Consider the following 22,894-nt stretch of genomic DNA (forward strand, 5'->3'; position numbering starts at 1 on the left):
TGCTCGGGGCTGCGCTCAGCCGGTCAGGGAGGCCAGCCCCGACACCAGCAGGCCGGTGAAGCGGCGGGCCCACTCCTCGTCCACCGGTTCCGCGCTCACCAGCGCCCGGTGGACGACGGCGCCCGCCACCACGTCGAAGATCAGGTCCGTGTTGCGGGCTGCCGCCCCGGGGTCGTCCTCGTACGGCAACTCGCCGCGGGCCTGAGCGCGTTCGCGGCCCTCGAGGACGAGACGCTTCTGCCGCTCGACGATCGCCGTACGGATACGTCCGCGCAGCGCCTCGTCCGTCGTCGACTCGGCGATGACGCCCATCAGCGCCGTCTTGGTCTCCGGCCGCCCGAGGAGATCGGCGAACTGCAGGACGACGCCCTCGACGTCGGCGGCCAGGCTGCCGCGGTCCGGGAGTTCGAGCTCGTCGAAGAGGACCGCGACGGCGTCGACGACCAGTTCGTTCTTGTTCGCCCAGCGGCGGTACAGGGTGGTCTTGGCGACCCCCGCCCGCGTGGCCACGTCCCCCATGGTCAGCTTCGACCAGCCCAGCTCGACGAGGGAGGCGCGGGTCGCCTGCAGGATCGCGGCGTCGGCCTCCACGCTGCGGGGGCGCCCGGTACGACCCGTACGTGCGGGTTCGGGGTAGGTGCGGCTGGACATGCCCGTGACCATACCGGTCAGTAATGGGAAAGGCGGCTGTGAGGCAGCTCACCGGAAAAGCTCTCACGCCGCGGACCGCGCGCCGATACGCTACGGCTCGTAGCGAAAGCCATGACGGGCTCGACGCGACAGCCACGAGGCGCTGAGGTGGGGACCAGGCGCCGTCTTTTTCACATGGGCGCGCGGAAGGGGGAGGATGTACGCATGCAGCCTAGGAACATGTCCATGAGCGGCGTCGTCGACCTCGCCGCGGTGAAGGCGGCCAACGAGGCCAAGGCCAAGGCGGAGCAGGCGAGGGCCGAATCCGCGCGCCAGGGGGGCGGCGGTGCCGTGCCCCCCGCCGCCCTGGTGATCGACACCGACGAGGCGAACTTCGAGCGTGACGTCCTCCAGCGCTCCACCGAGGTCCCGGTCGTCATCGACTTCTGGGCCGAGTGGTGCGAACCGTGCAAGCAGCTCGGCCCGCTGCTGGAGCGCCTCGCCACGGAGTACAACGGCCGTTTCGTTCTCGCCAAGGTCGACGTCGACGCCAACCAGATGCTGATGCAGCAGTTCGGGATCCAGGGCATCCCCGCGGTGTTCGCGGTGGTGGCCGGTCAGGCGCTGCCCCTCTTCCAGGGCGCGGCCCCCGAGGCCCAGATCCGCCAGACGCTGGACCAGCTCGTGCAGGTGGCCGAGGAGCGCTTCGGTCTGACCGGTGTCGCGGTCGACGCGGCCGGCGCCGAGGAGGCGGCCGAGGCCCCGGTGCCGGCCGGCCCCTACGACGCACTGCTGGAAGCGGCGGTGCAGGCCCTGGACGCGGGCGACTTCGGCGGCGCGATCCAGGCGTACAAGAACGTGCTCTCGGACGACCCGGGCAACACGGAGGCCAAGCTCGGCCTCGCGCAGGCCGAACTGCTGGGCCGCGTCAAGGACATGGACCCGGCTCAGGTCCGCCAGGACGCCGCCGGTGATCCTTCCGACGCCGCCGCGCAGATCGCCGCGGCCGACCTGGATCTCGTCGGTGGTCATGTGGAGGACGCCTTCGGCCGGCTCGTCGAGACGGTGCGGCGCACGGCGGGCGACGAGCGTGACGCGGCCCGGGTGCGGCTGCTGGAGCTCTTCGAGGTGGTCGGCCCCGACGACCCGCGGGTGACCGCGGCGCGGCAGGCGCTGGCGCGGGTGCTCTTCTGAGGTCGGGCCGGGGCGGCGCCGGGGCAGTCCTGTGGGGTCCCTGATGTTTCACCGGCCGCTCAGGGGCGTTTTGTTGACGCTTCATTGACAGCCGTTATGACAAGGGTGTCCTGAGGATGCCGTTCTGACGGATTTGCGGCGGTGGCGCTGACGAGGCGTCACCGCCGCTTTGGCGACACAGTGACAAATCGCGGCCCGCCTTTGCCAAAACTTGGCAAACGCCCGGCCGGGTTACTCGGAGTACGGCAACCCCCGAGGTCTGTCCGGAAATCGCCGCCTATCGACCTCTCTGGGTGCGGCCCGGGCGGCACCGTGCGTGCTCGCGCGACATCGCGCGGTCGTGACGAAGTTATCGCACCATTACTGCCCAGTAACGAACCCCCTTGTGCCTTGGCCTGGAATGGACAACGATCGGCGACGCTCGGTCCAATACCGCACCAGCCCGGCTTCCAGCCGTGCCGCGGCCCCTTGGGTCCCCACCGGGCCGGCCGGTGGCAGTGGCACCGGTCGCGGACAGGGGGGTTCCTGCCACAGGAACGGCAGGGCCTGTCCGATCAGGTTGTGCGTGACGAGTCAGGCGCGACCAGTGGTTGTCGCTCGGGGGTGATCGCCGGTGTCTTTCGGACGCACAGTCGTGCCCGGGAGAGCGGGCGCTCTCCTTCCCGAGGACGTAGCACTTCTCCCATCCCAGGCCGGGCCCACGCCCGGACCGGAGATGTACGTCCGAGAAGGAGGAAAGTCATGGAGTCTATGGCTCGTGGTGGAACCAGATGGAAGCGGTTCGCCCTGGTCATGGTGCCGAGCGTGGCCGCGACGGCCGCGATAGGCGTCGGCCTGGCACAGGGGGCGCTCGCCGCGTCCTTCGCGGTGTCGGGCCAGGAGTTCAAGGTCACGGCCGGAAAGCTCGTCGGTGATGGGTTCGCCCAGTACGGCGGCGTCGACATGGGGTACAAGGACCTCAAGGGTGACGAGAAGGTCGCGCACCCCGTTGCGATCTCGACCTTCAAGAACGCGTCGATCACCAAGATGTGCCAGTCGGTCGTCACCGACGTCCCGTTCGTCGGCAAGGTCACGCTGCGGCTGACCGCCGGCGACAAGGGCACCGACGTCCGGGCAGAGAAGCTCTACCTGGACATTTCCGAGCTGGACGCGAACGCCAAGTTCGAGAACATCGACATCGGCGTCGCGGCCAAGGACACGGACAACCCGGCAGGCGGCCCCGGCCCCGCGGGCAAGGGCCCGGCGGTCAAGGACACCTCGATCCTGCCCAACGGGTTCGCCCAGCAGGCCGACCGGGCGACCCTGACCGGTGTCAAGCAGAAGGCGTGGGCGACGACCGCCGGCACCTTCGAGCTCAGCGGCCTGAGCATGCGCCTGCACAAGGGCGACGGTCCCAAGGTCGAGTGCTACTGACGGTAGCCCCGTCCGGGCGGGCGGGTGAAACTCTGGCAGCTTCGCCCGCCCGCCACTCTCTTCACACAGCAACGCCAGTACCAGGGAGCTGTTTTCCATGAGCGCCGAGACTGCAGTGGCACAGGGCCAGGACGAGCACTACATCCGCGTCCTTCGGCGGAACTTCCGTATCTGGCGGGGACAGCGGCCGTTCTGGGCAGGTCTGTTGACCCTGCTCGGTGGGATCCCCATCGCCTACATCCCGTACGCGACCTTCAAAATCGGCCACATGAACCTCGCGATGCAGACGACGGCGGGGGCCGGCTCGCTGATCATCGGCGTGCTGCTGGTCACGCTGGGTCTGACGATGTGGTTCCAGCACATCGTACGGGTGTTCGCGGGCGTCGCCTCGATTCTCCTGGCGCTGGTCTCCCTGCCGATCGCCAACTTCGGCGGCTTCTTCGTCGGCTTCGCCCTCTCGCTCACCGGCGGCGCGCTCTCGCTGTCGTGGGTGCCGGACAAGACCCCGCGGTCCGCTGCCGAGGCCGAGGAACCGGCCGGCGACGACAGCGACACCCCGGCCGTACCCGAGCAGTGGGACGGCCACGGCACGGACACGCACGAGACATTCATCGAAGGCAACGGCGGGAGGAACAGTGCCGGGTGACGTGACACCACCGCTGACCGCGGCCGCGGGCGGCGACGGCTCGCGGGAGAGAAAAGGGCCGCGGCACGCCGCCCCCAGGAAGTCGCTGCTCACCAAGCTCCAGTTGCCCGCGAGCAGGGCGATAGCCCTGGCCGCGATGCCCACCGCCGTCTTCGTCGGCATGGGACTCACGCCCAAGCTCGCCCTGGCCGACGACAAGGAGATCCCCTTCGCGCCCGGCCCGTGCGTGACCCGCTCGGACGAGCCGTCGGAGTCCGCCTCGCCGTCCGCCTCGGAGTCGGCGAAGCCGTCCGCGTCGCCGTCACCGACGGACACGGCCGCACCGGAGCCCACCCCGGGCGCCACGTCCTCGTCCGGACCGGACGACCAGGCGGAGGAGCCGAAGCCCGCCGAGAGCCCGTCCGCCTCCGCGGCCGGTACGGAGCCGGAGGCGCTCGCGCCCGAGCCGTCCGCGAGCGAGACCAAGAACCCGCTGGACCCGCTGGGTGTGGGCGACAAGGTCAAGGACTTCTTCGACGGCGTCGGCGACGCGCTGCGGGGCGGGACGGAGCCGGCGCAGACACCGTCTCCGGGCGAGACCGCGACGAAGCCGGCCGAGGAGCCCGCTGCGGCGGCGCCTGCCGACGAGCCCGCCGACAAGCCGGCGGACACGCCGGTGGAGAAGGCCACCGACGCGGTGGACGGCACCGTCGACAAGACCAAGGAAGCGATCAAGGACGCCGCCGAGAAGGCCGGCGCCGAGGTCGAAGAGCTGGACGAGGACGTCAAGGGACTCGACCCCGTCAAGGACGAGAACATCCCCGACGGCGCCAAGCCCCGTTTCCCGTGCCCGACCCCGGACCCGGACGCCCTGGCGGCCGCCGAGGTCGAACCGGGCCTCCCGCTGCTCCCGGACGAGCCGTGGATCCTCGAGAGCTCGATGCTCACCCTGACGGGCCTCGAGTACCACGGCATCGTCGAGGTGAAGACCGGCAGTGGCAAGATCAAGAAGGCCCTGAAGTTCACCGCGACGGGCGTGGACATCAAGGACCTGCACCAGCTCACGGTCGGCCCGGCCGGCACGACCGCCCACGTCGAGGCGCGCTCGGGCTCCACATCCACGATCCGCGACGGCACGGTGACGATGTACACGGAGGAGCTGAAGGGCAACCTCTTCGGCATCATCCCGATCACGTTCAGCCCCGAGACCCCGCCGCCGGTGAACGTCCCCTTCGCGATGTTCACCAACGTGAAGGTCACCCAGGCCGGCCAGTTCGGCGGGACGCTGACGGTCCCCGGCCTGCACAACTACTTCACCGGCGGCAACAGCTGACCCGGAACCACCGGGAGCCGGGAAAAGGACTGTGGGTCGCACCCGTTCAGGGGGTGCGGCCCACAGCCGTTGCCGGGCACCGGTCGTCGCCGATGGAGAAGCCGTTCTCAGGTCGTGACTTCGATCCCGGCCGTGTCCCAGGCGCGGGTGAACCCGGTGCCACGTGCCGAAATGGTCACCATCCCGGCACCGTGGTCGATGTCACCCGCGACCTCACCGGGGACTACCTGCGGCCATTCCACGTCCATGTGCTCCCCGGGGGCGAGCTCGTACTCCATTCCCGACGGTTCGAACTGAACCGTGAGCGGGTCGTTCGCAGCGGATACTCGGATTCTCATCTGCCGGACCTTGTCGTAGTGGCTTGAACGGCGGGCTCCTTCCACCTTCCCGCGTCAGGGCGGCGAAGAGCGGGCCACTCCGCCCCAGGCGCGACGAAAGAGGGCGGCCCCCCGACCGCGAAGGGTCCGGAGGCCGCCCGTGACGCCGAGGGGACGCGGCCGTCAGTCGTTGGCCTGGCCGCCCAGGTGGTGGACGCGGACCATGTTCGTCGTACCCGGGACGCCGGGGGGCGAGCCGGCCGTGATGACCATGATGTCGCCCGCGTTGTAGCGCTGGAGCTTCAGCAGCTCCGCGTCGACCAGGTCGACCATCGCGTCCGTCGTCTCGACGAACGGCACCAGGAAGGACTCCACGCCCCAGCTCAGCGTGAGCTGGTTGCGGGTGGACTGGTCCGTCGTGAACGCGAGGATGGGCTGCTCGGCGCGGTAGCGGGAGAGGCGGCGGGCCGTGTCGCCGGACTGGGTGAAGGCGATCAGGGCCTTGCCGCCCAGGAAGTCCGCGATCTCGGCGGCCGCGCGCGCGACCGAACCGCCCTGCGTGCGGGGCTTCTTGCCGGGTACCAGCGGCTGGAGGCCCTTCGAGAGGAGCTCCTCCTCCGCCGCGGTGACGATCTTCGACATCGTCTTGACGGTCTCGATCGGGTACGCGCCGACCGACGACTCCGCGGAGAGCATGACCGCGTCCGCGCCGTCCAGGATCGCGTTGGCGACGTCGGACGCCTCCGCGCGGGTCGGGCGGGAGTTGGTGATCATCGACTCCATCATCTGGGTCGCCACGATCACCGGCTTGGCGTTGCGGCGGCACAGCTCGATGAGGCGCTTCTGCACCATCGGGACGCGCTCGAGCGGGTACTCGACGGCGAGGTCGCCGCGCGCCACCATCACCGCGTCGAAGGCCGCGACGACGTCCTGCATGTTGTCGACCGCCTGCGGCTTCTCCACCTTGGCGATGACGGGGACCCGGCGGCCCTCCTCGTCCATCACCTTGTGGACGTCCCTGACGTCGGCCGCGTCGCGGACGAAGGAGAGGGCGACCATGTCGCAGCCCATGCGGAGCGCGAAGCGGAGGTCCTCGACGTCCTTATCCGACAAGGCGGGGACGTTGACCGCCGCGCCGGGCAGGTTGATGCCCTTGTGGTCGGAGATGACGCCGCCCTCGACGACGATCGTCTTGACGTGCGAGCCGTCGACCTCGACGACGCGCAGTTCGACGTTGCCGTCGTTGATCAGGACCTGGTCGCCCTTGGAGACGTCCTGCGGCAGGCCCTTGTAGGTGGTGCCGCAGATGGACTTGTCGCCGGCGACGTCCTCCGTGGTGATGGTGAACTCGTCGCCGCGGACCAGTTCGACCGGCCCCTCGGCGAAGGTCTCCAGGCGGATCTTGGGGCCCTGCAGGTCGGCGAGCACGCCCACGGCGCGGCCGGTGTCCTCCGACGCACGGCGGACGCGGTGGTACCGCTCCTCATGGTCGGCATGGGTCCCGTGGCTGAAGTTGAAGCGGGCCACGTTCATACCGGCCTCGATGAGCGCTTTCAGCTGCTCGTATGAGTCGACGGCGGGGCCCAGTGTGCAGACGATTTTGGAACGGCGCATAAGGCGGATCCTATCGGTTTGTTTCCCTGCGGAATATTCCGTCTGGTGGAATGTACAAATGGGCGCCAGCCCGCTCAGGCGTTCACCAATTCACTTCACCACTCACTTCACCAGCTCGAAGGTCTGGCGCGCGATCTCGAGCTCCTCGTCCGTCGGGACCACGGCCACCGCCACCCGCGCGCCCACGGGCGAGATCAGCCGTGCCCCGCCCGGTGCCGCGGCGTTCCGCGCGGTGTCCAGCGCCAGGCCGAGGCCCTGAAGGCCGGTGATCGCGGCCTCCCGCACAGGCGCCGAGTTCTCTCCGACGCCGGCCGTGAACGCCACCGCGTCCACCCGCCCGAGCACCGCGAAATATGCGCCGATGTACTTCTTCAGCCGGTGGACGTAAATGTCGAACGCCAGCTGTGCGCGCTCGTCGCCCTGCTCCATGCGGCGGTGGATCTCCCTCATGTCGTTGTCCCCGCACAGACCCACCAGACCGCTCTTCTTGTTGAGCAGCGCGTCGATCTCGTCCGTGCTCATCCCGGCGACCCGCTCGAGGTGGAACGTCACCGCCGGGTCGATGTCCCCGGAGCGCGTACCCATCACGAGGCCCTCCAAGGGCGTCAGCCCCATCGAGGTGTCCACGCACCGGCCGCCGGCCACGGCGGAGGCGGACGCGCCGTTGCCCAGGTGCAGCACGATGACGTTCACCTCCGACGGGTCCCTGCCGAGCAGCGCGGCCGTGGCCCGGGAGACGTACGCGTGCGAGGTGCCGTGGAAGCCGTAGCGGCGGATCCGGTGCGCGTCCGCGGTCTCGACGTCGATCGCGTACCGGGCCGCCGCCTCCGGCATCGTCGTGTGGAAGGCCGTGTCGAAGACCGCGACCTGCGGCAGGTCCGGGCGCAGCGCCCGGGCCGTACGGATGCCGGTGACGTTCGCGGGGTTGTGCAGCGGCGCGACCGGGATGAGCCGCTCGATCTCCGCGAGCACCTCGTCCGTGACGACGGTCGGGGCGCTGAACCGCAGGCCGCCGTGGACGACGCGATGGCCGATCGCGGCCAGCTCGGGGGAGTCCAGGCCGAGGCCGTCGAGCGCCAGTTCGTCGGCCACCGCCTTGAGCGCCGCCTCGTGGTCGGCGACCGGACCCAGGCGCTCGCGGCGCCCGGAGCCTTTGCCCTCCGGCGGCGTGTGCACCAGGCGGGACGTCGCCTCGCCGATCCGCTCGACCAGCCCGACCGCCAGCCGGGACGATTCCCGCATGTCGAGCAGCTGGTACTTCACCGACGACGAGCCGGAGTTGAGGACGAGGACGCGGGTGGCGGTCATACGGAGGGCTCCTGGGCCTTCGACGGGTCCTGGGACTGGATCGCGGTGATCGCGACCGTGTTGACGATGTCGCTGACCAGCGCGCCGCGCGACAGGTCGTTGACCGGCTTGCGCAGGCCCTGGAGGACCGGCCCGACCGCGACGGCGCCCGCAGAGCGCTGCACGGCCTTGTACGTGTTGTTGCCGGTGTTCAGGTCCGGGAAGATCAGGACCGTCGCCCGGCCGGCGACCTCCGAGTCCGGCAGCTTGGTCGCCGCGACGGACGGCTCGACGGCCGCGTCGTACTGGATCGGGCCCTCGATGCTCAGGTCCGGACGGGCCGCGCGCACCAGCTTGGTCGCCTCCCGCACCTTGTCCACGTCGGCGCCCGACCCCGAGGTGCCCGTCGAGTACGACAGCATCGCGATCCGCGGCTCCACACCGAAGCGGGCCGCCGTCGCGGCCGACTGGACGGCGATGTCGGCGAGCTGCTCGGCGTCCGGGTCGGGGTTGACCGCGCAGTCGCCGTACACGAGGACCTTGTCGGCCAGGCACATGAAGAACACGGACGAGACGATCGACGCTCCTCCGTGCTCCTCCGCCGGCCGGGTCTTGATGATCTCGAACGCCGGACGGATCGTGGCCGCCGTCGAGTGGACGGAGCCCGACACCATGCCGTCGGCCAGGCCCTCCTGCACCATCAGGGTGCCGAAGTAGTTCACGTCCGCCACCACGTCGTACGCCAGCTCGACCGTCACGCCCCGGTGGGCGCGCAGTTCCGCGTACCGCTCGGCGAAGGACTGGCGCAGCTCGGAGGTCGCGGGGTCGATGAGCTGGGCGGCCGACAGGTCGATGCCGAGGTCGGCGGCCTTCTTGCGGATGGTCTCCGTGTCGCCGAGCAGGGTCAGGTCGCACACGTTCCGGCGGATCAGCACGTCGGCCGCGCGCAGCACCCGCTCCTCGGTGCCCTCGGGCAGCACCACCCGGCGGCGCTCGGCGCGCGCCTGCTCCAGCAGCTCGTGTTCGAACATCATCGGTGTGACCCGACTGCTGCGGGCCACGGCGAGCCGCGCCAGCAGGTCGGCGGTGTCCACGTGCCGCTCGAAGACGCCGAGCGCGGTCTCCGCCTTGCGCGGCGTGGAGGCGTTCAACTTGCCCTCCATCGCGAAGAGTTGACCCGCAGTGGGGAAGCTGTTGCCGGCCACGGAGACGACCGGGGTGCCGGGGGCGAGACGGGCCGCGAGGGTCAGGATCTCGTCGCTCGGGCGCTCGTTCAGCGTCAGCAGGACGCCCGCGATGGGCGGGGTCCCCGCCGAGTGCGCGGCGAGCGCCCCCACCACCAGGTCGGCGCGGTCGCCCGGCGTCACGACGAGGCAGCCGGGGGTCAGGGCCGGCAGGAAGCTCGGGAGCATCGCGCCGCCGATGACGAAGTCCAGGGCGTCGCGCGCGAGGCCGGCGTCGTCGCCGAGCAGGACCGTGCCGCCGAGGGCGTGGGTGATCTGGGCGACCGTGGGCGCGGAGAGCGCGGGCTCGTCGGGGATCGCGTAGCAGGGCACCGGGAGGCGGGCCGTGAGCCGCTCCGCTATGCCCGTGCGCTCGTCGGGGGCGACCCGGTTGGCGATCATGGCGAGGACGTTGCAGCCCAGGCCCTCGTAGGCGCGGAAGGCGTTGCGCGTCTCCGCCCGTACGGACTCCTGGGGCCGGTCCTTGCCGCCGACCACCGCGATCACGGAGGCGCCGAACTCGTTGGCCAGCCGGGCGTTGAGCGCCAGTTCGTCGGGGAACTGCGTGTCGGCGTAGTCGGTGCCCAGGACGAGGACGACCTCGTACTGCCTGCCCACCGCCAGGAAGCGTTCGACCAGGCGTGCGACCAGTTCGTCCGCGCCCTTCTCCGCCTGGAGCGCGGCCGCCTCGTGGTAGTCCATGCCGTAGACGGAGGCGGGGTCCTGGGAGAGCCGGTAGCGCGCCCGCAGCAGTTCGAAGAGGCGGTCGGGGCCGTCGTGGACGAGGGGGCGGAAGACGCCGACCCGGTCCACCTGGCGGGTCAGGAGCTCCATGACCCCCAGCTCGACCACCTGCCGTCCGTCGCCGCGGTCGATCCCGGTCACGTACACGCTCCGTGTCACGCGTGTTCTCCCGTCCGTGCTCATGACGTCCCCGATGCCCCGACGTCCGGAGCCCGGGCGTGCCACCGCCCCGAGCGCTTGGGCGGACCCGCCCGTCGCCCGCGGGCGGGGCGGCGGGACGGGCGCGCCGGAGAGCCGCTCGGGGCGGCAATGCCCTCTTGACAATACCTCCGAGGGTGGCTAAGGCGCCCGCCGGGCGAGCGGGCCACGGCGGCGGGCGCGGAGTAGCAGGGAGCGCGGCCGCTCCCGGGTGCGTGGGACAATCGGACGTGGCTCACCCGGACGACCGACGAGCAGGAGAGACGGCACGATGCGCATCGGAGTTCTCACCGCAGGCGGCGACTGTCCAGGTCTGAACGCTGTGATCCGGTCGGTCGTGCACCGCGCCATGACGGGTCACGGCGACGAAGTCATCGGTTTCGAGGACGGCTTCAAGGGCCTCCTCGACGGCCACTACCGTCCGCTCGACCTCAACGCCGTCAGCGGCATCCTCGCCCGCGGCGGCACCATCCTCGGCTCGGCCCGCCTGGAGCGCGGCCGGCTGCGCGAAGCGGCGGAGAACGCGGCCGAGTTGGCGAAGCAGCACGGTCTGGACGCGCTCATCCCGATCGGCGGCGAGGGCACGCTCACGGCGTCCCGGATGCTGGCCGACGCCGGGATGCCGGTCGTCGGCGTCCCCAAGACGATCGACAACGACATCTCCTCCACCGACCGCACCTTCGGCTTCGACACCGCGGTCATGGTCGCCACCGAGGCCATCGACCGTCTCAAGACCACCGCCGAGTCGCACCAGCGGGTCATGGTCGTCGAGGTCATGGGCCGGCACGCCGGCTGGATCGCGCTGGAGTCCGGCATGGCGGGCGGTGCGCACGGGATCTGCCTGCCCGAGCGGCCCTTCGACGTGAGCGACGTGATCAAGATGGTCGAGGAGCGGTTCGCCCGCGGCAAGAAGTTCGCCGTCATCTGCGTTGCCGAGGGCGCGCACCCGGCCGAGGGCTCGATGGAGTACGCCAAGGGCGAGATCGACCAGTTCGGCCACGAGCGCTTCCAGGGCATCGGCAACCGGCTCGCCACCGAACTGGAGCGCCGGCTCGGCAAGGAGGCCAAGCCGGTCATCCTCGGCCATGTGCAGCGCGGCGGCACGCCGACGGCGTACGACCGGGTGCTTGCGACGCGCTTCGGCTGGCACGCGGTGGAGGCCGCGCACCGGGGCGAGTTCGGCAGGATGACCGCCCTGCGCGGTACGGACGTGGTGACGGTGCCGCTGGCGGAGGCGGTCACGCGGCTGAAGACCGTTCCGGAGAGCCGGATGGTCGAGGCGGAGTCCGTGTTCTGAGCCTTTCCCGCCTTCCGCCCGTGCGAGCGCCGCGTCAGACCTGACGGCCCGTCGCGGACCCTTGGCCGCGCGCCAGTTCCCAGAAGTGGTCGACGATCCGGGCCAGGAACTCCCGCCCCGGCTCGCCCGTGTCCTGGGCCGCGTCGCCCCAGCTCAGCGTGGCCACCATCCGGGCCTGGTAGTCGGTGTGGAGCTGCTGGAGCACATCCTCGATGTGGTCGCGCTCCAGCGGAATCATCTTGCCGACCGGCCGTACGTACGCCTGCCAGCGCGAGGTCACCGCGCTCTGCAGCAGCTCGGCCAGTTGCCGGTCGAGGCCCGTGGCGGCGAGCAGTTCGCGGGGAGCCAGGCCGAGCGCGCCGGCGAGGGCGGCGGTCTGCCGCCCGTTCCCCCGCCATGAGCCCGACTCCTCCATCTGCAGATACGCGGAGGCGTCCATGCCCACCCGCCGGGCCAGCTCGTCCGGCGCGAGACCGCGGGCGATCCGGTGTTCGCGCAGGGTCGTCGCGGCGGCCAGCAGTTCACCGGGTGAGCACCACAGGACCCCGGCGAGCGCGGTCAGCTCCCGTGCGTCCGGCGCGGCCAGTCCCCGCTCCCAGGCCGCGACCGTGTCGGGGGTCACCTGCATGCCGTACTGGGCGCGCAGCCCGTACGCCACATGACCGGGCGCCATCCCCAGGGCCTCACGCAGACGGCGCGCGGCGGGGGCGTTGAAGGGCGGGGAAGGGTTGTGCTGCACGCGCACAACCTAGGGGCGGCGGACCGCCGGTGACTACGGTGCGTACGCATAAAGCCACGATTCGTGGAATCGTCCGACTCGGGCACGCCGAGAATGTGTCGACGGCGGTTACCGGCCGGTCGGCGGCGGCGATCCCCGGACCGGACCGGACCGGGTTCAGCGGACCGTGCTGATCCAGCGGTACTGGAGTTCCGGGCGGCCGATCTGGCCGTACTGGGGAGCGCGGACCGCCCGCCCGGCGGTGACGAGGTGCTCCAGATAGCGGCGGGCCGTGATGCGCGCGATGCCGACGGCGGCGGCGGCCTCCGTGGCGGTGAGCCCTTCCGGCGACTCCCGCAGCGTCCGCGTGACCGCTTCGAGCGTCGGGCCGCTGAGTCCCTTGGGGAGCGTCGCGCCGCTGCGGGGGGTGCGCAGGGTGGCGAGCGTACGGTCGACCTCGTCCTGCCCGCTGGCCTCACCGGCGGAGGAGCGGAACTCGGCGTACCGGGTGAGCCGGTCGCGCAGGGTGGCGAAGGTGAACGGCTTGAGGACGTACTGCACGACGCCGAGGGACACGCCCTCGCGGACGATCGCCAGATCGCGGGCGGAGGTGACGGCGATGACGTCCGCCAGGTGGCCGGCCGCGCGCAGCGACCGTACGAGCGCCAGGCCGTGGCCGTCCGGGAGGTAGAGGTCGAGCAGCAGCAGATCGACCTCCCTGCGCTCCAGGACCCGTACGGCCTCGGCGCGCGAGTGGGCGATCCCGGCGACCTCGAAGCCGGTGACCCGGCCCACGTACAGGGCGTGCGCGTCGGCGGCGACGGGGTCGTCCTCGACGACCAGCACCTTGATCGTCACGCGGTCACCTCCACAGGTCTCAGCGGCAGCCGGACGGTGAACTGGGCGCCGCCGTCAGGGCCTTGGGCCAGTTCTACGGTGCCGCGGCCGCGATGCACCGCCTGCCGCACCAGCGCGAGCCCGAGTCCGCGGCCCGCGCCGTGGGTGGACCAGCCGCGCCGGAACACCTCGGAGGCGTCCTTGGGATCGACGCCGGCCCCGGTGTCGCCGACCCGCAGCAGCACCTCACCGCCGTCGACCCGGGCGGTGACGCTCACCCGCGGGCGCTCGCCGCGGGGCGGCGGCACGTCCTCGGCGCCGGCCGGCGGCTCGGAGGCCGCGTCGACCGCGTTGTCGATCAGGTTGCCCAGGATGGTCACCAGGTCGCGGGACGGGAGGGTGCGGGGGAGGACCCCGTCGTCGATGCGGCTGTCCTCGGTGAGGACCAGCTCCACACCGCGCTCGTTCGCCTGCGCCGCCTTGCCGAGGAGCAGCGCCGCCAGCACCGGTTCGCCGACGGCGTCGACGACGCGGTCGGTCAGGGCCTGGGCCAGCTCCAGCTCGGCGGTGGCGAAGTCGACCGCCTCGTCGGCCCGGCCCAGCTCGATCAGGGAGACGACGGTGTGCAGCCGGTTGGCGGCCTCGTGGGCCTGGGAGCGCAGGGCCTGGGTGAAGCCCCGCTCGGAGTCGAGCTCACCGGAGAGCGCCTGGAGCTCCGTGTGGTCCCGCAGGGTGATCACCGTGCCGCGCCGCTCGCCGCCCACCACCGGCCGGGTGTTGACGACGACGACCCGGTCCGCGGAGAGATGGACCTCGTCGACCCGCGGCTCGGAGGCCAGCAGCGCACCGGTCAGCGGCGGCGGCAGGCCGAGGTCGGCGACCGGGCGTCCCACCGGGTCCTCGCCCAGCCCGAGCAGCTCGCGCGCGCCGTCGTTGGCGAGCGCGATCCGGCGGCTGCCGTCGAGCATGACGAGTCCTTCCCGTACGGCGTGCAGGGCGGCCTGGTGGTAGTCGTGGACGCGGCCGAGCTCGGTCGCGTTCATGCCGTGGGTGTGGCGGCGCAGCCGCGCGTTGATGACGTACGTGCCGAGCCCGCCGAGCGCGAGCGCCGCCCCGGCCATGGCGAACAGCGCCGTGACCTGGTCGCGCACCTGCTCGGTGATCTCCTCGACGGTGATGCCGGCGCTGACCAGCGCGACGACCTTCCCGCCGTCGTACACCGGGGCCACCGTGCGTACGGACAGGCCGAGCGTCCCCACGTACTGCTCGCTGTAGATCCGGCCGGCCAGCGCGGGTTCGATGTGGCCGAGGTAGGTGCGTCCGATCCGCTCGGGCACGGGGTGCGTCCAGCGCCGCCCCTCCGGGTCCATGATCACGACGAAGTCCATGTCGGCGTCCTCGCGCAGGCCCTCCGCGTACGGCTGGAGCGCCGCCGACGGGTCGGGGGAGCGCACGGCGGCGGCGACCGACGGCGAGCGGGCGGCGGCCGCCGCGGTGGCCCGCGACTGCAGGCGGGCGCTCTCCTCGGCCTGCGACCGGTCGGTCAGATATGCGAAGAGCGCGAAGCCCGCCACGATCGCGGCGACGAGCACGGCCTGCATCGCGAAGAGCTGGGCCGCGAGGCTGCGAGGACGGGGTATGCGCATGGGTTCAGTCTGCCTGGCCGGATTTGTGTGAACGAAAGGAACGCAAGGGTGACCGGCGTCACGCCCCGATGGATAGTCGCTGAGATCCACCGGGACGTGGACGCACAATCCAACGAGGAGGCACCCCGTGGCGACTACAGCCGCAGGCCGGCGGGACCGTACCCATTATCTGTATCTGGCAGTCATCGCCGCGGTGGTGCTCGGCATCATCGTCGGCTTCGCCGCCCCTGGGGTGGCCGTCGAACTGAAGCCCATCGGCAAGGGCTTCGTGAATCTCATCAAGATGATGATCTCGCCGGTGATCTTCTGCACCATCGTGCTCGGCATCGGCTCGGTGCGGAAGGCGGCCAAGGTCGGCGCGGTCGGCGGACTGGCCCTCGGCTACTTCCTCGTCATGTCGACCGTGGCCCTCGCCATCGGCCTGGTCGTCGGCAACGTGCTGGAGCCGGGCTCCGGTCTCCACCTGACCGACGCGGCACGCGAGGCGGGCGCCGAGCAGGCGGCCGGCGGCGGCGAGAGCACCGCGGACTTCCTGCTGGGCATCATCCCGACGACGCTGGTCTCCGCCTTCACCGAGGGCGAGGTGCTGCAGACGCTGCTGGTCGCGCTGCTGGCCGGCTTCGCGCTCCAGGCCATGGGCTCGGCGGGCGAGCCGGTGCTGCGCGGCATCGGGCACATCCAGCGCCTGGTGTTCCGCATCCTGGCCATGATCATGTGGGTCGCGCCGGTCGGAGCGTTCGGCGCCATCGCCGCCGTGGTCGGCGAGACCGGTCTCGACGCGCTGAAGTCGCTGGCCGTCATCATGATCGGCTTCTACGTCACCTGCGCCCTGTTCGTCTTCGTGGTGCTGGGCCTGCTGCTGCGCCTCATCGCCGGAATGAACATCTTCACGCTGCTCAAGTACCTGGGCCGTGAGTTCCTGCTGATCCTCTCCACCTCTTCCTCGGAGTCCGCGCTGCCCCGGCTGATCGCGAAGATGGAGCACATGGGCGTGAGCAAGCCGGTGGTCGGCATCACGGTCCCGACCGGCTACTCCTTCAACCTCGACGGCACCGCGATCTATCTGACGATGGCCTCGCTGTTCATCGCCAACGCGACGGGAGCGCCGCTCAGCGCCTCCGAGCAGATCTCGCTGCTGATCTTCATGATCATCGCCTCGAAGGGCGCGGCGGGCGTCACCGGAGCGGGCCTCGCGACCCTGGCCGGCGGACTGCAGTCGCACCGGCCGGACCTGGTCGACGGCGTGGGTCTGATCGTCGGCATCGACCGCTTCATGAGCGAGGCGCGCGCCCTGACGAACTTCGCGGGCAACGCCGTGGCCACCGTCCTGGTCGGCACCTGGACGAAGGAGATCGACAAGGACCGGGCCGCCCAGGTGCTCGCGGGCAAGGTCCCCTTCGACGAGAAGACCCTGGTCGACGACCACGCCGCGCACGGCGGCGACGACGCGGCGGAGGTTCCCGCGCCGCGGGACGACGAGCGCGAGCCCGTGAAGGTCTGACCCGTCCGACTCCCCGCGGACCTTCACTCCCAGGCGTGTGCCGGAACCCCTTCCCCCCCTCGGGTCCGGCACACGCCGCTGTCTGCTGTCCGGCGCCGGTGTTACGGGGTGGCGCCGATGCTGGTGAGCCCTCTCGTCTCTCCGGTCACGGTGTCGGAGGAGTGGACGACGTCCGGGCGCTCGGGGCACGTGGACGTGGACGTGACCTTGATGGCGTATTCGCCCACGTAGCCGAGGCCGGAGTCGTTGTTCCGCCACACCGTGCCGCAGCCGTTCGGGAACGACGGCGAGGTGGCCGGGTGGTGCGTCTCGTAGCCGTTGGCGAAGGTGCCGGGCGCGCCGCCTCGACGGGCGGTCTTGGCCGCCCCACCACGGACGGAGACAATCGATGCTGTGTGCAGGGACCACCACCCTCGCGGATCACGCGGACCAAACGGGCATTTCGGCCGACATCGAGGAGTGTGCGGCATGACGGAGACCCACGGTTCGTCAGTCCTGCGGATCACCGACGTGGTCGTGACCCCGATCGCCTTCCCGGACCCGCCCCTGCTCAACTCGGCCGGTGTGCACCAGCCGTGGGCGCTGAGGGCGATCGTCGAGGTACGCGCCGCGGACGGCCTCACCGGCCTCGGCGAGACGTACGGCGACGCGCCCCACCTGGAACTCCTGCGCCGCGCCGCGGCCGCCCTGCCCGGTCTGGACGTCTTCGACGTCGCGGGCGTCCACCGGCGGGTCGCGGGTGCGGTCGGCGACTCCGACGCCTCCGACCGGCACGGCCTCACCGGCCCCTCCAGCCGGGCCAAGACCCTGCTGCGGGTGTTCTCCCCCTTCGAGGTGGCCTGCCTGGACCTCCAGGGCCAAGCGGTGGGCCGCCCCGTCAGCGACCTCCTCGGGGGACGGAACCGCGACAGCGTCCCCTTCTCCGCCTATCTCTTCCACAAGTGGGCGGCCCACCCGGGGCACGGACCCGACGCCTGGGGCCCCGCGCTCGACCCGGAGGGCGTGGTCGCCCAGGCCAGGACGATGATCGACCGGTACGGGTTCGAGTCCGTCAAGCTCAAGGGCGGCGCCATGCCGCCCGCGCAGGAGATCGAGACGGTCCGCGCCCTGAGCGACGCCTTCCCGGACCACGCCCTGCGGATCGACCCGAACTGCGCCTGGACGGTCGAGACGTCGCTCAAGGTGGCCGCCGAGACGGACGGGCTCCTTGAATACCTGGAGGACCCCACCCCGACCATCACCGGCATGTCCGAGGTCGCCCGCCGGGCCGGGCTGCCGCTGGCGACCAACATGTGCGTCGTCGGCTTCGACGACATCGCGGAGGCCTTCACGGTGGACGCGGTGCAGGTCGTCCTCGCCGACCACCACTACTGGGGAGGGCTGCGCCGCTCCATGGAACTGGCCGCGATCTGCCGCGCGTGGGGCGTGGGGGTGTCGATGCACTCCAACAGCCATCTGGGCATCAGCCTCGCCGCGATGGTCCACCTCGCCGCCGCCGTGCCGAACCTCGACCACGCCGCCGACACCCACACCCCCTGGCAGGGCGGCGTGGACGTCGTCGAACGGCCCCTCCCCATCACCGGCGGCGCCGTGACCGTCCCCACCGGCCCCGGCCTGGGCGTCACCCTGGACCGCGACGCCCTGGCCCGTATGCACGAGGACTACCTGCGGTGCGGCATCACGGAGCGCGACGACACGGCGTACATGCGGAGCGTGGAGCCCACCTGGGAGAAGCGGCGGCCGAAGTGGTGAGCCGCTGACCGGTCCGCCGGCGGCCGTTGCCTTGACATCGGCGTCAAGGCTTACGGTCGGGGACATGCGAATCGGCGAGCTCGCGGAGCGGGCCGGGACGACCACCCGCACCCTGCGCTACTACGAGTCACGCGGGCTGCTGTCCGCCCGGCGTGCGGTGAACGGCTACCGCACCTACGACGATGACGACCTGCGGCTCCTCCGGCAGATCCGGACCCTGCAGGACTTCGGGTTCGACCTGGAGGAGACCGGGCCGTTCGGTCCTCGTCGAGTTCACCGCGGACTGGTGCGGTCCCTGCCGCCGGCTCGCCCCGGTCCTGAGCGCCGTCGCGAAGCAGGAGGCGGCACGGCTCAAGGTCCTCCAGATCGACGCCGACACCAACCCGGAGACGGTGGCCCGCTACGGCGTGCCGTCCATGCCCATCCTGCTGGTCTTCGACGCCGGCGAGCCCATGAAGTCCCTGGTGGGCGCCCGCCCCAAGCGCCGTCTCCTCCAGGAACTCGAGGACGTCCTGACGTAAGGCCCCCGCCGGGCGTCTGCCCTCTCAGACCAGTCGGCGGATCTCGCCGCGCACACGATAGAAACCGGACTGCGCCGGGTGCAGCGCGTCCACCACGTAGCGAGCGCCCGGCTCGCGTATTCCGCGCGGGAACTGCACGTTCCACGACGGCTCGAAGCCGTCGGAGACGACGTGCACCCGCAGTTTCCCGCCCGCCTGGACGCACTCCACCACGACGCCGCCGGCCGGTGGCGCCGAGACCGTGGCCACCGCCCTCAGGGAGGCCGCGGGAGTGTAGGTGGGCAGCGCGGCAGCGGACTTGATGTCCTTCGCGACGGGCACGGTGCCCTGCTGGGCGGAGGCGACCGCCGCCTCGCTCGCGTCCATGCACACCAGCGAGCCGTCGGTGGTGACCATGTAGAGCTTCTCCTGGAGGTACTGCATGGACAGCGCCGACCCTCCGCCGGTGCGGAGCTTCCACAGGCGGGTGCCGTCGGCGGCGAAGCAGTAGACCGAGGACGAGGAGTCGCCGGCGAACACGTACCGCCCGTCCGGCGAAGTGGCGCACGAGTACACCGCGGTGTCGCATCGGAACGTCGCCTCGACGGCGCCCGTCCGCTTCGACAGGCGCTGCACCACGTTCCGCGCCGTGCCGGCGTAGACGGAGGTGTCCTCCTGCCAGCCGAAGAGCACGGCGCCGGTCGTCGGCGTGTGCCACAACTCGCCGCTGCCGTCGGGGGAGTAGGCGGTGACGCCCCTCTGGTGACCGTGGTAGACGGCCTGCTCGTCGGCCCGCACCATCCAGGCCTGCCCGCCGGACGACTTCCGGGCCCACTGGTATTCGTCCTCGTGGTCGATGACGGTGAGACCGCCGTCGGCGCCGGAGACGTTGAGGACGCCCTCCCTGATGTCGAGCCAGAAGATGTCGACGTCCGCCGCGATGTCGTAAGCGGCGAACGGCAGCTTCGAGGACAGGTCGTACACCTTGCCGTCGTCGCAGCCCGCGTAGATCCAGAAGTCGTCCGCCACCAGGCACTTGACGCCGTCCGGCAGGGAGTACCGGGCCAGCACCTCACCGTCGTGACCGAGGGTGTAGACGTCGCCGGCCTGGTTGCCCACCCAGCAGCGGTCCTCGTCGACGTGGATGCCGAAGGCGGCGGAGCCCGTCCGGAACCGCCACAGGACCGGCGCGGTGGAGCGGGCCGTGGACGGTGCCGACGTCACCTGGCGGCGTGTCACCGGACGGGCGGCGCGCTGTCCCTGCACGGCCGGCGCGTACCCCTTGCGCACCTTTTCGCCGATCTTCTTCGACGCGGCGGCCTGTGCCTTCTGGGCGGTCGGGAAGGAAGAGGTCTGCAGCTGGCCGGCGGCTCCGATCCGGCCGTACCGCACCGAGACGACCGTCCCCTCCACGACCACCTCGTAGAACTTGTGCGCCGTGCCGTCGTCCTGCGACAGCTCCAGATACGTCTTCGTCCGCGACACGACAGACCCCTCCCCAGGACCGAACAGACGGTCGTCCCCGCCCGTTCCCACTGCGAAGAACGTTAGGGGCCGCCACTGACAACGGCCGGTCCGCGGGCCGACGGTCGCAGGGGTCCCCTTCGGCCCCTTGCCGGGGAGGAGCGGCCCGCATCCACCATGAATCCTCGGCCGCCGCCGGACACAAGAAACCCCGGTCCGAATTGACGGCCGGGGTATTTCGCTGCGTATATTAGGGGTTTCCGTGTTCGTGAATGGACAACGTCACGGAGAAGTTCAATAAACGTACCTTACCGCGTCAGGAGCTGAATTGTCAACCGAGGAATTGCGACGGGAACAGCAATTCGTCTCCCTCGTGCACGAGCGGCTCGACCAGCTCCGTGGCGAGGCCGAGGCCGCTCTGAGCAGCACGATCGCGCAGAGCGGGACCGGTCGGCAGGCGCGGGTGGAGCGGGACGTCGGGGTCGTGGAGCACTCCGCGACACTCGCCGCGCTGAATGCCGCCGACACCGGGCTCTGTTTCGGGCGCATCGACCGGCGGGACGGAGTGACGCATCACATCGGGCGTACGGGAATCCGCCGCGACGACGCGGAAAGGGCGCCGCTGCTGATCGACTGGCGCGCGCCGGTCGCGCGTCCGTTCTATCTCGCCACCGGTTACGAGCCGATGGGGCTGCGCCGCCGCCGGCACATCACCACGCAGGGGCGGACGGTCACCGCGCTGCACGACGAGATCATGGATCTCGCCGACACCACCCGCACCGGGCACGAGTCCCACGACGCGGACGAGGTGCTGCTCGCCGCGCTGAACAGCGCCCGCACCGGGCGGATGGGCGACATCGTGTCGACCATCCAGGCCGAGCAGGACCGGATCATCCGCGCCCCGCAGCGCGGCGTGCTCGTCGTGGAGGGCGGCCCCGGGACCGGGAAGACCGCCGTGGCGCTCCACCGGGCCGCGTATCTGCTGTACGCGCACCGGGAGCAGCTCGCCAAGCGCGCGGTGCTGATCGTCGGGCCCAATCCGGCCTTCCTCGGCTACATCGGGGAGGTGCTGCCCTCGCTCGGTGAGACCGGCGTGCTGCTGTCGACGGTCGGCGAACTGTTCCCCGGCGTGCACGCCACCGGCGCCGACACCCCCGCCGCCGCTGCCGTCAAGGGCGGCGCCGCCATGTCCGGCGTACTGGCCGAGGCGGTACGGGACCGGCAGCGGGTGCCGGAAAGGGACGCGCCGCTCGTCGTCCCGCACGACGACGGCGATCTCGTCATCGACTGGGGCATGGCCGTCGAGGCGCGCCACAAGGCCCGCGAGACCGGGCTGCCGCACAACCTCGCCCGGCCGCACTTCGTGTTCCGGATCATCGACGACCTGACCTCCCAGCTCGCGGACCGTATCGGCGCCGACCCGTACGGCGGCCCCAACTTCCTCGGCCCCGACGACATCGCCCAGCTGGGCAAGGCGATCGCCGCCAGCGCCGACGTGCACGCCGCGATCGCCACGCTGTGGCCGCCGCTCACCCCGCAGGAGTTCCTCGCGGACTTCCTCGCGGAGCCGGCCCATCTGTCCGCGGAGGAGGCCGCGCTGCTGCGGCGCGAGACGGGCCAGTGGACCCCCGCCGACGTGCCGCTCCTCGACGAGGTCGCGGAGCTCCTCGGCGAGGACGACTCGGCCGCCCGCGCCCACGCGGAGGCCGAACGCGCACGGCAGATCGCCTACGCGCAGGGCGTCCTGGACGTCTCGTACGCCTCGCGGACGTACGAGTTCGAGGACAAGGAGGACGAGGACTCGGAGATCCTGGCCGCGCACGACATCATCGACGCCGAGCGGATGGCGGAGCGGCAGGAGGAGGCCGACCACCGCAGCGCCGCGGAACGCGCCGCCGCCGACCGGACCTGGGCCTTCGGGCACATCATCGTCGACGAGGCGCAGGAGCTGTCGCAGATGGCGTGGCGGCTGCTGATGCGGCGCTGCCCCACCCGGTCGATGACGCTGGTCGGCGACCCGGCGCAGACCGGGGACGCGGCGGGCTGCGGCTCGTGGCAGGACATCCTCGAGCCGTACGTCGGCGACCGCTTCGAGCACACGACGCTCCGCGTCAACTACCGCACGCCCGCCGAGATCATGGAACTGGCCGCCGAGGTGCGGCGCGTCGAGGACCCCGGGTTCCGGCCGCCGCGCTCCGTGCGGTCGACGGGCGTCGAGCCGTGGCAGGTCACCGTGGAGCCGGCCGATCTCGCCCCGGTCGTCGCCGCCCGGGTCGCCGACGGGCCCCACGAGGGCCGGATCGCGGTGATCGCCCCGACCGCGCTGCACACCGCCCTCGCCGACGCCCTCCCGGGCGTGACCGCCACCGGCGAGCCCGACCTGACGCGGCCGGTCGTGCTGCTCGACGCGAGGGCCGCCAAGGGCCTGGAGTTCGACACCGTGATCGTGGTGGAGCCGGAGCTGATCCGCTCCGGCTCCGCGCACGGGGTGAACGACCTGTATGTCGCGTACACCCGGGCCACTCAGCGCCTGGGCGTGGTCCGCACCGCCCGGTAGGCGCCCGGGACGGTCACGGACCGAGGGGCCGTGACCGTCCCGGA

The 22,894-nt window shown here is 71.4% G+C and carries 19 protein-coding genes and 1 pseudogene; 10 read left to right on the plus strand and 10 right to left on the minus strand.

Annotated features, from left to right (window positions below; all coding sequences use genetic code 11):
- Positions 1 to 15: 15 nt before the first annotated feature.
- Positions 16 to 651, minus strand: a complete 636-nt coding sequence (locus ACWD01_RS03750; protein WP_451157706.1) for a TetR/AcrR family transcriptional regulator — start codon at positions 649 to 651, stop codon at positions 16 to 18.
- 204 nt (positions 652 to 855) lie between these two features.
- Here ACWD01_RS03750 and ACWD01_RS03755 point away from each other — a divergent pair, with 204 nt between their 5' ends.
- The 4 genes from ACWD01_RS03755 to ACWD01_RS03770 all read left to right on the plus strand — a co-directional run bounded on the left by ACWD01_RS03755 (position 856) and on the right by ACWD01_RS03770 (position 5,195).
- Complete coding sequence (locus ACWD01_RS03755) at positions 856 to 1,824, plus strand: tetratricopeptide repeat protein (protein WP_451157707.1); 969 nt, start codon at positions 856 to 858, stop codon at positions 1,822 to 1,824.
- Between the two features lie 741 nt (positions 1,825 to 2,565).
- Positions 2,566 to 3,237: a DUF6230 family protein gene (locus ACWD01_RS03760; protein ID WP_451157708.1), complete on the plus strand. Its 672-nt coding sequence runs from the start codon at positions 2,566 to 2,568 to the stop codon at positions 3,235 to 3,237.
- 97 nt (positions 3,238 to 3,334) lie between these two features.
- Complete coding sequence (locus ACWD01_RS03765) at positions 3,335 to 3,883, plus strand: DUF6114 domain-containing protein (RefSeq protein ID WP_451157710.1); 549 nt, start codon at positions 3,335 to 3,337, stop codon at positions 3,881 to 3,883.
- A 1-nt stretch (position 3,884) separates the two neighbouring features.
- Positions 3,885 to 5,195, plus strand: a complete 1,311-nt coding sequence (locus ACWD01_RS03770; protein WP_451157712.1) for a hypothetical protein — start codon at positions 3,885 to 3,887, stop codon at positions 5,193 to 5,195.
- Positions 5,196 to 5,302: 107 nt separating this feature from the next.
- Here ACWD01_RS03770 and ACWD01_RS03775 read toward each other — a convergent pair whose 3' ends face one another.
- From ACWD01_RS03775 to pta, 4 genes are all read right to left on the minus strand, one after another.
- Positions 5,303 to 5,533, minus strand: coding sequence for a hypothetical protein (locus ACWD01_RS03775; protein WP_451157714.1), 231 nt, complete (start codon positions 5,531 to 5,533; stop codon positions 5,303 to 5,305).
- Positions 5,534 to 5,695: 162 nt separating this feature from the next.
- Entirely contained in the window at positions 5,696 to 7,126 is a 1,431-nt protein-coding gene (gene pyk, locus ACWD01_RS03780; protein ID WP_451157716.1) for a pyruvate kinase, read from the minus strand.
- A 102-nt stretch (positions 7,127 to 7,228) separates the two neighbouring features.
- Complete coding sequence (locus ACWD01_RS03785) at positions 7,229 to 8,434, minus strand: acetate kinase (RefSeq protein ID WP_451157718.1); 1,206 nt, start codon at positions 8,432 to 8,434, stop codon at positions 7,229 to 7,231.
- Positions 8,431 to 10,539: a phosphate acetyltransferase gene (gene pta, locus ACWD01_RS03790; RefSeq protein WP_451157720.1), complete on the minus strand. Its 2,109-nt coding sequence runs from the start codon at positions 10,537 to 10,539 to the stop codon at positions 8,431 to 8,433. Before pta ends, ACWD01_RS03785 begins: the two co-directional genes overlap by 4 nt.
- Positions 10,540 to 10,849: 310 nt before the next feature.
- Between pta and ACWD01_RS03795 the strand changes: the two genes are divergently transcribed.
- Complete coding sequence (locus ACWD01_RS03795; protein ID WP_451157722.1) at positions 10,850 to 11,875, plus strand: ATP-dependent 6-phosphofructokinase; 1,026 nt, start codon at positions 10,850 to 10,852, stop codon at positions 11,873 to 11,875.
- 34 nt (positions 11,876 to 11,909) lie between these two features.
- Here the strand turns inward: ACWD01_RS03795 and ACWD01_RS03800 are convergent, their stop codons facing one another.
- The 3 genes from ACWD01_RS03800 to ACWD01_RS03810 form a co-directional block, all read right to left on the minus strand.
- A complete protein-coding gene (locus ACWD01_RS03800) occupies positions 11,910 to 12,548 on the minus strand; it encodes a helix-turn-helix domain-containing protein (RefSeq protein ID WP_451157886.1) in 639 nt (212 codons plus the stop codon).
- Positions 12,549 to 12,770: 222 nt separating this feature from the next.
- On the minus strand, positions 12,771 to 13,451 hold the full coding sequence (locus ACWD01_RS03805; protein ID WP_451157724.1) for a response regulator: 681 nt from the start codon (positions 13,449 to 13,451) through the stop codon (positions 12,771 to 12,773).
- The gene (locus ACWD01_RS03810) at positions 13,448 to 15,076 is read right to left on the minus strand and encodes a sensor histidine kinase (protein WP_451157726.1); all 1,629 of its coding nucleotides are present in this window, start codon (positions 15,074 to 15,076) and stop codon (positions 13,448 to 13,450) included. Before ACWD01_RS03810 ends, ACWD01_RS03805 begins: the two co-directional genes overlap by 4 nt.
- 127 nt (positions 15,077 to 15,203) lie before the next feature.
- Here ACWD01_RS03810 and ACWD01_RS03815 point away from each other — a divergent pair, with 127 nt between their 5' ends.
- Entirely contained in the window at positions 15,204 to 16,577 is a 1,374-nt protein-coding gene (locus ACWD01_RS03815; protein ID WP_451157728.1) for a cation:dicarboxylate symporter family transporter, read from the plus strand.
- A gap of 101 nt (positions 16,578 to 16,678) precedes the next feature.
- On the opposite strand, the gene ACWD01_RS03820 is transcribed toward ACWD01_RS03815, so the two are convergent.
- Positions 16,679 to 16,837 carry a hypothetical protein gene (locus ACWD01_RS03820; RefSeq protein ID WP_451157730.1) on the minus strand — a complete coding sequence of 53 codons (159 nt, stop codon included), beginning with the start codon at positions 16,835 to 16,837 and terminating at the stop codon, positions 16,679 to 16,681.
- A gap of 208 nt (positions 16,838 to 17,045) precedes the next feature.
- Here ACWD01_RS03820 and ACWD01_RS03825 point away from each other — a divergent pair, with 208 nt between their 5' ends.
- The 3 genes and pseudogenes from ACWD01_RS03825 to ACWD01_RS03835 all read left to right on the plus strand — a co-directional run bounded on the left by ACWD01_RS03825 (position 17,046) and on the right by ACWD01_RS03835 (position 18,850).
- On the plus strand, positions 17,046 to 18,329 hold the full coding sequence (locus ACWD01_RS03825; RefSeq protein ID WP_451157731.1) for a glucarate dehydratase family protein: 1,284 nt from the start codon (positions 17,046 to 17,048) through the stop codon (positions 18,327 to 18,329).
- A gap of 64 nt (positions 18,330 to 18,393) precedes the next feature.
- Positions 18,394 to 18,588 (plus strand): annotated as a pseudogene (locus tag ACWD01_RS03830) (MerR family transcriptional regulator); the annotation flags it as partial.
- Positions 18,512 to 18,850: a thioredoxin family protein gene (locus tag ACWD01_RS03835; RefSeq protein ID WP_451157733.1), complete on the plus strand. Its 339-nt coding sequence runs from the start codon at positions 18,512 to 18,514 to the stop codon at positions 18,848 to 18,850. The pseudogene ACWD01_RS03830 and the gene ACWD01_RS03835, both read left to right, overlap by 77 nt.
- Positions 18,851 to 18,874: 24 nt before the next feature.
- Here ACWD01_RS03835 and ACWD01_RS03840 read toward each other — a convergent pair whose 3' ends face one another.
- On the minus strand, positions 18,875 to 20,314 hold the full coding sequence (locus tag ACWD01_RS03840; RefSeq protein ID WP_451157735.1) for a WGR domain-containing protein: 1,440 nt from the start codon (positions 20,312 to 20,314) through the stop codon (positions 18,875 to 18,877).
- Positions 20,315 to 20,621: 307 nt separating this feature from the next.
- Between ACWD01_RS03840 and ACWD01_RS03845 the strand changes: the two genes are divergently transcribed.
- Positions 20,622 to 22,850, plus strand: a complete 2,229-nt coding sequence (locus ACWD01_RS03845; protein ID WP_451157737.1) for a HelD family protein — start codon at positions 20,622 to 20,624, stop codon at positions 22,848 to 22,850.
- The last annotated feature ends 44 nt before the right edge of the window (positions 22,851 to 22,894 follow it).

It is taken from the genome of Streptomyces sp. NPDC002835, assembly GCF_053591995.1.